Raw genomic sequence first — 10601 nt, 5'->3', positions numbered from 1 at the left:
TTAAGACACTAAAAACTCCGTATAAAACCATTTTTGTTTTGAAACTCATACACCCTCCGTTTTAACTGTTTAGCTGAAATTCAGATATTGAGATTTATTGTTTTTTATAACGATTAGATTTGGTTCAAAAAGTACAAAATCCTGATGAAATGGAACACTAACTTTGCCACCAAAAGATGAATTGTCGCCCAAAGCCATGTGTATGGTTCTGTAAATTTTTTCAGCTTCTAGGATATTGAGTGGATCTTTTGCCTTAGTGTTTGTGCCAATGCCAAGCTCAGCTACATTTGCAGCTTGTGGATGTTGATCAATTATCTTTTTTAGCGTTTTAGCGTAATTATCACTTCCTATAATTTCATTTAGCATACCATCTTTTATAACAAAACATAAATTACCATCAAACTTAAATGTAGGTCCAAACTCTGCCACAAAATAACCATTTGTTTTTCCTTCATTTGGTGCAATAAACACTTCGCCAGCAGGCAAATTTCCAAAACTACCCGGTTTATCCAATAAACCATAATCAGTTAAAAATTCTCTACCTTCTAAATTAAACTCTATTTGTGTGCCATTTTTGGCATTAATTTTTATTATTTTAGCGTTTTTTACGACCTCGTATACTTGAAGCGTTTTATCTTTTAGTTCTTCTATGTCAATGCTTAATGGTCCAAAAAGCATACTTTCGTCAAATAATGGCATACTTGCATACCTGCTTTTGCAGTTATTGGTTAAAAGTTTTCTAAAAAATGTGTGGCTTGTAGAATAATTTGGTAGCGCAATAATTACATCTACACAATCGCACTTTTGTTTGACAATATCTTCTATAAAAGCCTTTTCTTCATCGCTTAAAGTCTTAGCAATTATTTTGTCTTTTAGGTGTTTAAACTGACTTGTGCAAGATTCACCAAAAGCAATTTTCCAAAGCTCAAAAGGTGGCTCACTTGCAGGTGAGCCAAGCGAGCCATATTCAAAGTAAAAAGCTTTTGCAATTGAATTTGCTTCTTCAAAAAAAGCTTTTGCTATATAAGGTAGTTTTGAACGTCTTAGTGCTTCTTGTTCACTTACCGTTTCATTAAGCGTATCACAAAACACTAAACATTTTTCATATGGTTTTAAACCCATATTCCCTGTCAAAATACTTTTAATCATGTAATTTTTTTGGTTTTTCATACGTATTTATCCCAATTAGATCATATAAAGTGCACTTTTGTAAAATTGCTGTACCTAGAATCATAGCTCCTGGTATAATCATTAATTTTCTTTTGAATATTCCATACATAATTAATCCAGCACCAACAGCATACCTAATCTTTTGGTCAACACCACCGACATTTTTTTTCATAACTCCTCCATGCTTTTAATTAAATATGTAGCTTTTTTTGCGTAATGCAACAATGCAAAAATTGAAAATATAAATGTTAAATAAATTGAAATCTCAAACAAATACTGATTTTCAACAAACTTTAATTTATTTAGTAAAATATACAATAAAAGCAAAATCTGAAAAAAGGTTGCGAATTTGCCCACATATGAGCTTTTAATTACATTTTCTCTGCTATAGACAAGTATAACAAGACTACCTACAATTAAAATCGTATCTTTAAAAAAGACCGTAATCCATAAAAATTGGGGTATAAGGCCTTTTATTGTAAAAAGTAAAAATGCATAATTAATTAAAATTTTATCTGCAAGAGGGTCAAGCAGTTTGCCAATCAATGTGGCTTGATTTAACTTCCTTGCCAAAAAACCATCTAAAAAATCTGTAAATGATGCTATAAATAAAACAAAAAAAGCAAGTTTGTAAAGCTCGTTTAGTAAAAGGTAAATTATTGGCGCAATAAGAATTATTCTAAAAAAAGATAAACTATTTGGCCAGTTTAAAATTTTTTCATTAAAAAATTTATCTGCCATCTTGTGAGTTTGTATTGATTATTTTTAAAATTCTATTAAACCTGATATGCCAATCGTAAATGGAAAAATAAATAATAAAAGGCTCACCCGTTATATCATACCTTGGCACAAAACCCCAGAATCTTGAGTCGTAAGAATTATCTCTATTATCACCCATCATAAAATACTCATGCGACGGCACTTTTACGGGTCCCCAATTGTCTCTCGAGCCGTAAGGTGTAGTTATACCCGGAATCTGCGTGTTCCTTGGATAAATAATTGGACTTGAAAAGTAGGCATATGGTTCTTTGACAGGTTTTCCATTTATGTAAACCTGTCTATTTATTATTTGCACCGTGTCACCCGGCACGCCCATACAACGCTTAATAAAATGCACGCTTGGATCAGGTGGGTATCTAAAAACTACAATATCCCCTACCTTCGGATCTTCGCCTTTCCATAAAAAATCATGCGTAAATGGTATTTTGATACCATATGATATCTTGTTTACAAGTATATAATCGCCTGGCAACAGTGTGGGCTCCATAGAACCTGATGGAATTTTAAATGCTTCAATAAAAAAAGTTCTTATAAACAGTGCAATGATTAGCGCTATAAGTATCGATTTTGTCCAGTCCCAAAACTTTTTTGACATAATAACTCCTATTTTATTTTTTTGCTGGTTCTAAAAGTTTCATAAAGGCTTCTTTTGATATAGCAACCCTGCCTAACTGTTTAAGTCTTTTCTTGCCTTCTTTTTGCTTTTCTAATAATTTTCTCTTACGTGTTATATCACCACCGTAGCATTTTGCGAGCACATCTTTTCTAAGAGCTTTTATTTCCTCTTTTGCTATAATTTTACCGCCGACTTTTGCCTGTAATCTTATCTCAAATAGCTGCCTTGGTACAAATTCTTTCAATTTGGCTAGCACATCGCGCGCTTGAAAGTAGGCTTTGTCTTTGTGGACAATCTGCGAAAAGCTATCAATAGGTTCATTATTTATTAAAATAATCATTTTAACCAAATCTGACTGCTTATAGTCCTCAAACTCATAATTAAAAGAAGCATAACCTCTAGTTATAGATTTAAGCGTATCATAAAAGTTTGTAATTGTTTCAGACAGAGGCGCACTGTATGTAATCAAGCTTCTATTTGCTGATAAATAACCCAAATTTTTTTGAATTCCGCGTTTTTCTTGCAATAAATTTATTACGCTACCAATGTGCTCAGAAGGAGTAATAACATCAATTGTAACATAAGGTTCTAAAATGGCTTTTATAAACTGTGGTTCTGGTAAATCTTTTGGATTTGACACTTCAATTATGCTATTATCGGTTTTTTCTACTTTGTACAAAACAGAAGGTGTAGTAACAACGATGTCTAAATCAAATTCTTCTTCCAAACGCTCTTTTGTAATATTCATATGAAGCATACCCAAAAAGCCACATCTAAAACCAAAACCTAAAGAATCGCTTTTTTCTGGTTCGAACTCTAAACTTGAGTCATTTAATTTAAGCTTTTCTAAATCTTCCTTAAGATCATCATATTTTTCAGTGTCTGTTGGGTATATACCTGCATATACAAAAGGTTTGATCTTTTTAAATCCTTTAAGCGCCTGTTTTGCTGGGTTATTTGTAAGTGTAATAGTATCACCCACAAGCACATCTTCAATATTTTTGATGCTTGAAATCATAATGCCAACTTCACCAGCATGCAAGCTATCTATATATTTAGGTTTTGGCGTCAAAACACTTAAAGTATCCACTTGATGCTCTTTTTTGTTTGAATAAATCAACGCCTTGTCACCAACAGCAATCTTGCCTTCGAAAATCCTTATTAAACATACTACGCCTTTATAATTATCATACCAAGAATCTACAATAAGCGCTTTTAGTGCATCTTCATTATTGACTTTAGGCGATGGTATGTATTTAATAATTGCTTCTAAAACCTCTTGTGTGCCAATATCGTTTTTTGCAGAAATCAATATTGTATTTGAAATATCTAAACCCAAACTCTGGATTTCATTTTTGGTTTTTTCTATATCTGCTGTGGGTAAATCAATTTTGTTAATAATAGGTATTATTTCTAAGTCATTTTCTAGAGCTAAATATAAATTCGCCACAGTTTGTGCCTCAACACCTTGTGTGGCATCCACTACAAGCAATGCTCCCTCGCAAGCCGATAAGCTTTTTGAAACCTCATAAGAAAAATCAGCATGGCCTGGTGTATCTATCATATTTAGCTCATATAAAGAGCCATTATAAGCATACTCCATCCTTACAGATTGAGCTTTTACGGTTATTCCATGCTTGCGTTCCACTGCTAGGTTATCTAATATCTGTTCTTTCATTTCTCTTTTGTCAAGAGAACCGGTCTTTTCTATTAGCCTGTCTGCGAGCGTTGATTTACCGTGATCAATATGAGCAATAATAGAAAAATTTCTAATGTTTTGCGTATTTATCATAAATCTCTTTTTCTAAAATATAAGTTTTGTATCTAATTTGTTTACAAAGTGCAGAATTTTCAATATCTAAAAGTTTAAAAACTTCTTCCAAAACACGCAGAGATTCTTGAGCTCTTTTAAAATTTATAATTAAAATTTCAAAAAGTGAAATGCGCTTTTTCTCCTTTTCTAATGTCACTTTAGTTAAACAATCGTTTTGAGTATCCCTGAAAGCAATCGTATCGTAGTATTTTTTTGCAATACTGCCCACTTCCAATCGTAAGCTTTTTAATAAAGTAGATAAATTTGCATCATTATATTCAAACCTTATAATATCTTCTGCCACTCTAAAAGCTTCTTTGGCCCGATTCAGATTTGCGTCGACTATTCTTTTGCAGGCAGCGCTTGATTCCATAATTCCTCAAATTGCTTTTTATAAACATTAGCAATATCAACTCTATCAATAACTAGTACATTTTCATCATTTGCTTTGGGCGCTTGAGCTGTCCAATTCAGAGAACCAGTTTCAACTATTTTATCATCAAAAATCGCAAATTTATTATGCATTATACCGTATCTATCGTAATATTTGTGTGCCTTAGCAAATCTAATATTTATGCCATTTTTTAACAGGTACTCTACCTTTGAGTATTTGTTTTTTGGACTATTCCACTCACCATCTAACAAAAGTCTTACCTTGACGCCGCGTTTTTTTGCATTTATAAGGCTTTGAGCCAATGGTCTTGAGGTGAAAGAGTACATTGCTACATCTATAGACCTCTTTGAGTGATCTATTAAAGAAATAATTTTATCTATAGGCTCGAAAGATGGTGTAAAATAAACCTCAATATCTCTCGCATAAACGCTGTTACTTAAAAAACATACTATAAAAAAACTAAATATTATAGTTAGGCGCTTCTTTTGTAATAATAACATCGTGTACATGACTTTCTCTCCAAGAGTTTTCAGAAATCTGAATGAATGGCACTGTTTTTAAATCTTCAATTGTTTTAGAGCCAGTATAGCCCATACCAGCTTTAAGACCACCTACAAGCTGGTATAAGACATCTTTTAATTCACCTTTGTATGGTACTCTGCCTTCAATACCTTCTGGAACAAACTTCTCCGGCTCAACATCGTCTTGAAAGTATCGCTCTTTACCGCCTTTTTCCATTGCAGAAAGCGAACCCATGCCCCTATAAACTTTATATTTTCTGCCTTGATAGATAATAGACTCGCCTGGCGATTCTTCCACTCCTGCAAGCAAATTTCCAATCATAACGCATGAAGCTCCAGCTGCAAGAGCTTTTACCATATCACCAGAATATTTTATGCCACCATCAGCAATAATTTTTATGCCAAATTTATCGGCTTCTTCTGCGCATTCCGATATTGCTGTAATCTGCGGTACACCAACGCCAGCAATAATACGTGTCGTACAAATTGAACCTGGGCCAATGCCCACTTTTACAATATCAGCACCTGCTTCTATAAGGCTTCGTGTACCCTCACGCGTTGCTACATTGCCCCCAACTATACAACAATCAAACTTGGATTTTATCTTCTCAATGGTTTTTAATACTTTTACAGAATGACCATGAGCAGAGTCTAATACAATAATATCGGCACCTGCTTCAAGCAACGCTTTTGCTCTAACATCACCGTCTTTTGTACCAACGCTTGCCGCTACAACCAACCGACCCTTTGAATCTTTTGTAGCATCTGGGTACTCTTCTTTTTTTATTATATCCTTTATGGTAATTAAACCTTTGAGTTTAAAATTTTTATCCACTATGGGTAATTTCTCAATCTTGTTTGCTTTTAAATATTCAATGGCTTCTTTAAGTGTTGTGCCTTCTGGCGCTACAACCAAACTTTTTACGGTCATTACGTCTTTTACTTTTCTTGAATAATCTGTCTCAAATCTTAAGTCTCTATTAGTTATAATGCCAACGAGCGTATTATTATTATCAGTAACTGGAATACCAGATATATGATAGTTACGCATCAAATTAAGGCAATCATTTATCGTAGCTTCTGGATGAATAACAATCGGGTCTGTTATCATTCCGCTTTCACTTTTTTTAACCCTTACAATCTGCTTAACCTGTTCTGCTATAGTCATGTTTTTATGTATAACACCCAAACCCCCATTTCTTGACATACCTATTGCCATTCTATACTCAGTAACAGTATCCATTGCAGCAGAAATAATGGGGATCTTTAACATATACCTATTGGTTAGGCTAATACTTGTGTCAACTTCGTTGGGTAAAATACTTGATTTTCTTGGCAGAAGAAGCACATCGTTAAACGTTAAACCTAAAGTATCTTTTAATCTAATCATATACACACCTTCAAATACTTAAATATTTAAAATTAGCTACTTTTAATACTAGTTGTTTGTAATTGTTTAACAGAGAAAGCCTATTATTTTTGATTTTTTCATCTTTGTCCATAATAAGCACTTTGTCAAAAAAACTCGATACAATGCTTTTATTTACAAGGTTTCTTAAGTATGACAAATAGTCTTTGTTTTGTAAAAACTGCTTTAGATTTTCTCTTAAACCACTTACATAATAGAAAAATTCTGTTTCCTCGCTGCTAGCAAATAAGGATTCGTCTATATCAATTTTATCGAATTCATCAGGCACAATGTTAAATACTCTTTTAACACTAAACAATGTTTGCTCATCGCTTTCGCTGTAAAAAGTTTTCATTGCCTCAATCTTCAACAACGATTTGTAAATATCGTTAAAGTTAACCTCAACAACAGATTTTACAATTTCAACATGCTCTTCAAATGTATTAATAAATCGAACTTTTATAAATTCAAGTATAGTATCAAAAATTTGCTTATCGAAAGCTATGCCTTGTTTTTTGTAAAGCAATAAAGTAAAATTTATAATATCTGTTATATCAAAATTAAGTTTGGAATGAATTGCAATTTTTATTATTGAAAGTGCAGCACGGCGCAAAGCATAGGGGTCTTTGTTACCTGTTGGCTTTAAATCGGCTATCATACCGCCTGCTATTAAATCAAATTTATCCGCCAAAGACAGAGCAATGCCTTCTTTTGTTTGAGGAAATATTTCATCTTTAGGTAAATATTGCTCATAAATACACTGGCTTACAAGATCATCTTCAAAGTGCTTTTTTGCATAAATGCTACCCATTACGCCTTGAACTTCTGGAAACTCATACACCATATGTGTTAGAAGATCCGCTTTTGATAAATAGGCTGCGCGCTTAACTGGATTTACCTGTGCATTAAGCAATTCCGCAATATATGCGCTTAAATCTACAAGGCGCATAGTGCGCTCATACATTGTGCCGAGTTTTTTGTGAAAAAGCATGGTTTTTAGTTTGTCCACCAGGGTTTCAAGCTTAACTTTTAAATCCTCCTGGTAAAAAAACACAGCGTCTCTAAAACGAGCCCTTAGCACACGCTCATTGCCCCTTATTATAATTGTATCATCATCTGTGAATATATTTGACACAACGCAAAATCGATTTGTTAATTTGCCATTTTCTAATGAAAAAAAATACTTTTGGTTTGCCTTCATAGAACTAATTAAGACTGCTTGAGGCAATTCTAAAAATTCTTCTTCAAAAGAACCTTCCAGACAATTAGGGTACTCCACCAAATTAACAACTTCTTTTAAAAGATCTTCATCAATAATATATTGTTTTTTTTCGCTAGACATATTTTTTAGAGAATCTTTGATTATTCTCTCACGTTCCTTTTGGTCCACTATAACAAAATACCTTTTTAGCTCTTCTTTGTAATTTTTATTCAATAAATTTATTTTACCTTCAGATAAAAATCTATGGCCAAAAGTATAAGAAACACTTTGTTTTCCAAACATTGTACATTCTACAACATTATTATCTACCATTAAAAGTACGTTATGCACAGGTCTTAAAAATAAATATTCCCCACTACCCCAGCGCATTTGTTTGCTAAATGGGATCGAGTTTAAAAATTCGCTAAAAACAGTGCACAAAAGTTCTTTAACAGGATTACTTTGAGATTTTACAAAAACACCAACATATGTACCTTTTTTTGTATCTTCAAAGAAACATTCATCTAAATTGGCGTTATTTTTTTCCAAAAAACTAATCAGCGCTTTTGTCGGCTGGTTGTTGTTGTCAAAACATACACTTTTTGGCGGACCTGATACTTTTTGGTTGGTTTGCTTTGTAAACTCTAAACAATCAAATTCTACAGCAATACGCCTTGGTGTATAGTATATTTTAGGATTTTCATACTCAATGTTATGCTTACTCAAAATATTCAATAAATTTTCATCTTCAATATATAACAATTCTTTTGCTGGCAATTCCTCTGTTAAAAGTTCAAACAATACCCTCATTGGCTTTCTCCCACGTAGGTTTTTGCAATATTAACAGCTAAATCTCTAACTCTTTTTATGTAGTTTGTGCGTTCTGAAACGCTAATTGCGCTTCTTGCGTCAAGCAAGTTAAACACGTGAGAGCATTTTATACAGTAATCGTAAGCGGGCCTGATAAGTTTTGCTTGTGTACACCTATTTGATTCGGCTTCATACATAGTAAAAAGATCATAAAGCATTTTTGTATCGGCTACCTCAAAATTATATGTAGAATACTCCCATTCATCATGTTTATGAATGTCGCCATAAGTTAAATGATCGTTAAATTTCATATCAAAAACGTTTTCTACGCCTTGTATATACATCCCCAATCGTTCTGTGCCATATGTTATCTCAACAGGAATTAATTTTAAGTCCACACCACCAATTTGCTGAAAATATGTAAACTGTGTAACTTCCATGCCATCAAGCCATACTTCCCAGCCAAGTCCCCACGCGCCTAGCGTGGGAGATTCCCAATTGTCTTCTACGAAGCGAATATCATGTTTTTTTATAGATATACCTAAAAACTCCAAACTTTCAAGATACATTTGTTGAATGTTTTCTGGGGAGGGTTTAATAATTACTTGATATTGGTAGTAATGTTGGAGTCTATTGGGATTTTCACCATACCTGCCATCGGTTGGCCTTCTTGAGGGCGCAGTATAGGCTACACTCCAGGGCTTATCGCCAAGCGATTTTAATACTGTAGCAGGATGAAATGTGCCTGCACCTGCTTCAATATCGTATGGTTGCAAAATTACACAACCTTTTGATTTCCAAAATTCAGATAATTTTAGTGGGATATCCTGATAGTTCATGAATCACCGCCCATATAACTAATTTGTGCAAACATTGGAGCATGATCGGATGAGCCACGTTTTGCACGTTCTTTCTGGTCTATATCGCACAAAACGGTCCACTGATAAACTTCTTTTGTAACTAAAATATAATCTACCCTCATGCCTTTGTTTCTTAAAAATGAGTTGGCTCTATAATCCCAAAAACTAAATATTTTTTCATTTCTGTGAAACTCGCGACACACATCAATAAAACCGTTTTCATCCAGTATAGCTTGCAATGCATTTCTTTCTGAGAGCGTAAAACCGATTTGCTCACTCATCTGCTCACCATTATAAACATCTAAGTCTGATAATGCAACATTTAAATCACCCATAAGCACTATTTTTCTTGTATCTTTAAGTAATGCAAATAAATATTCTTTTAATTTAGCCAGATAATCAAGCTTGTAATAATAATCGGCTGTTCCGACTTGCTTGCCATTTGGAACATATACGTTAATTATTCTTATATTGTTTATTTCACAACTTATCATACGTTTTTGATCTCTTGCGTCAAGCGGAAAACCCTTTTTAACATTTTTCATTGGCAGCCTCGATGCAATTGCAACCCCATTAAAACCCACCTCTCCAAAACTCTCAACTTCATAACCTAAATCTCTGAAGTTGTTATAAGGAAACTTGTCATCAGGAGCTTTTATTTCTTGCATACCTAAAACATCTATATCTTCATGCTTTAACCAATCCAGAATTTGGTCCAACCTTACCCTAACCGAATTTACATTCCACGTAGCTATTCTCATTCTCTTTCCTTTTCATAGAAATTAAATATAAAGATTATCATTTCTCTAAACCTCATATACTAAGTAAATTTGACACAAACAATGTAAAATTCGCACCTTTACATTACAAGAATATATTAACTATAATACAAATTTTTGCAACTTTAATGATTTAATAAAAGACTAACAATAAGATATTAAATTACAAAAATATCAAATATTTCTAAATGCAGCTATATAAAAAAGAATTCGAGCATCTCACCTTTTTTTGCAATTTCTACTTCTTTT

The 10601-nt window shown here is 33.2% G+C and carries 11 protein-coding genes; all 11 read right to left on the bottom strand.

Annotation, left to right across the window (positions count from 1 at the left end; translation table 11 throughout):
- Positions 1-69: 69 nt before the first annotated feature.
- The 11 genes from ACP5FO_RS07645 to ACP5FO_RS07595 are packed head-to-tail and all read right to left on the bottom strand — an operon-like array spanning position 70 to position 10334.
- The gene (locus ACP5FO_RS07645) at positions 70-1170 is read right to left on the bottom strand and encodes an aminopeptidase (protein WP_428157301.1); all 1101 of its coding nucleotides are present in this window, start codon (positions 1168-1170) and stop codon (positions 70-72) included.
- Complete coding sequence (locus ACP5FO_RS07640; protein ID WP_428157300.1) at positions 1142-1342, bottom strand: YgaP family membrane protein; 201 nt, start codon at positions 1340-1342, stop codon at positions 1142-1144. The genes ACP5FO_RS07645 and ACP5FO_RS07640 overlap by 29 nt, the downstream gene beginning before the upstream one ends.
- Positions 1339-1911 (bottom strand): CDP-alcohol phosphatidyltransferase family protein, encoded by a 573-nt coding sequence (locus ACP5FO_RS07635; protein WP_428105353.1) that lies wholly within the window; start codon positions 1909-1911, stop codon positions 1339-1341. Before ACP5FO_RS07635 ends, ACP5FO_RS07640 begins: the two co-directional genes overlap by 4 nt.
- The gene (gene lepB, locus ACP5FO_RS07630; RefSeq protein WP_428105356.1) at positions 1901-2545 is read right to left on the bottom strand and encodes a signal peptidase I; all 645 of its coding nucleotides are present in this window, start codon (positions 2543-2545) and stop codon (positions 1901-1903) included. Before lepB ends, ACP5FO_RS07635 begins: the two co-directional genes overlap by 11 nt.
- A gap of 13 nt (positions 2546-2558) precedes the next feature.
- A complete protein-coding gene (gene lepA / locus ACP5FO_RS07625) occupies positions 2559-4358 on the bottom strand; it encodes a translation elongation factor 4 (protein ID WP_428105359.1) in 1800 nt (599 codons plus the stop codon).
- A complete protein-coding gene (locus ACP5FO_RS07620) occupies positions 4336-4752 on the bottom strand; it encodes a thiamine-phosphate pyrophosphorylase (protein ID WP_428105361.1) in 417 nt (138 codons plus the stop codon). The genes lepA and ACP5FO_RS07620 overlap by 23 nt, the downstream gene beginning before the upstream one ends.
- Entirely contained in the window at positions 4722-5282 is a 561-nt protein-coding gene (locus ACP5FO_RS07615; protein ID WP_428105363.1) for a phospholipase D family protein, read from the bottom strand. The genes ACP5FO_RS07620 and ACP5FO_RS07615 overlap by 31 nt, the downstream gene beginning before the upstream one ends.
- Positions 5233-6684, bottom strand: a complete 1452-nt coding sequence (gene guaB, locus ACP5FO_RS07610) for an IMP dehydrogenase (protein ID WP_428105365.1) — start codon at positions 6682-6684, stop codon at positions 5233-5235. Before guaB ends, ACP5FO_RS07615 begins: the two co-directional genes overlap by 50 nt.
- Before the next feature lie 10 nt (positions 6685-6694).
- Entirely contained in the window at positions 6695-8713 is a 2019-nt protein-coding gene (gene glyS, locus ACP5FO_RS07605; RefSeq protein ID WP_428105368.1) for a glycine--tRNA ligase subunit beta, read from the bottom strand.
- Complete coding sequence (locus tag ACP5FO_RS07600) at positions 8710-9552, bottom strand: glycine--tRNA ligase subunit alpha (protein ID WP_428105370.1); 843 nt, start codon at positions 9550-9552, stop codon at positions 8710-8712. The genes glyS and ACP5FO_RS07600 overlap by 4 nt, the downstream gene beginning before the upstream one ends.
- The gene (locus tag ACP5FO_RS07595) at positions 9549-10334 is read right to left on the bottom strand and encodes an exodeoxyribonuclease III (protein WP_428157299.1); all 786 of its coding nucleotides are present in this window, start codon (positions 10332-10334) and stop codon (positions 9549-9551) included. Before ACP5FO_RS07595 ends, ACP5FO_RS07600 begins: the two co-directional genes overlap by 4 nt.
- Between the last annotated feature and the right edge of the window lie 267 nt (positions 10335-10601).

It is taken from the genome of Desulfurella sp., assembly GCF_049977265.1.
GTDB lineage: Bacteria > Campylobacterota_A > Desulfurellia > Desulfurellales > Desulfurellaceae > Desulfurella.
The sequence above is the reverse complement of the archived record's forward strand: the minus strand, read 5'-3'. Positions and strand labels throughout refer to the sequence as shown.

Bases quoted from the DNA above. Each gene is read 5' to 3' on its own strand.
- guaB (WP_428105365.1), bottom strand. From the start codon at position 6,684: ATGATTAGATTAAAAGATACTTTAGGTTTAACGTTTAACGATGTGCTT.
- ACP5FO_RS07645 (WP_428157301.1), bottom strand. From the start codon at position 1,170: ATGAAAAACCAAAAAAATTACATGATTAAAAGTATTTTGACAGGGAAT.
- lepB (WP_428105356.1), bottom strand. From the start codon at position 2,545: ATGTCAAAAAAGTTTTGGGACTGGACAAAATCGATACTTATAGCGCTA.
- ACP5FO_RS07635 (WP_428105353.1), bottom strand. From the start codon at position 1,911: ATGGCAGATAAATTTTTTAATGAAAAAATTTTAAACTGGCCAAATAGT.
- ACP5FO_RS07595 (WP_428157299.1), bottom strand. From the start codon at position 10,334: ATGAGAATAGCTACGTGGAATGTAAATTCGGTTAGGGTAAGGTTGGAC.
- ACP5FO_RS07600 (WP_428105370.1), bottom strand. From the start codon at position 9,552: ATGAACTATCAGGATATCCCACTAAAATTATCTGAATTTTGGAAATCA.
- ACP5FO_RS07640 (WP_428157300.1), bottom strand. From the start codon at position 1,342: ATGAAAAAAAATGTCGGTGGTGTTGACCAAAAGATTAGGTATGCTGTT.
- lepA (WP_428105359.1), bottom strand. From the start codon at position 4,358: ATGATAAATACGCAAAACATTAGAAATTTTTCTATTATTGCTCATATT.
- ACP5FO_RS07620 (WP_428105361.1), bottom strand. From the start codon at position 4,752: ATGGAATCAAGCGCTGCCTGCAAAAGAATAGTCGACGCAAATCTGAAT.
- ACP5FO_RS07615 (WP_428105363.1), bottom strand. From the start codon at position 5,282: ATGTACACGATGTTATTATTACAAAAGAAGCGCCTAACTATAATATTT.
- glyS (WP_428105368.1), bottom strand. From the start codon at position 8,713: ATGAGGGTATTGTTTGAACTTTTAACAGAGGAATTGCCAGCAAAAGAA.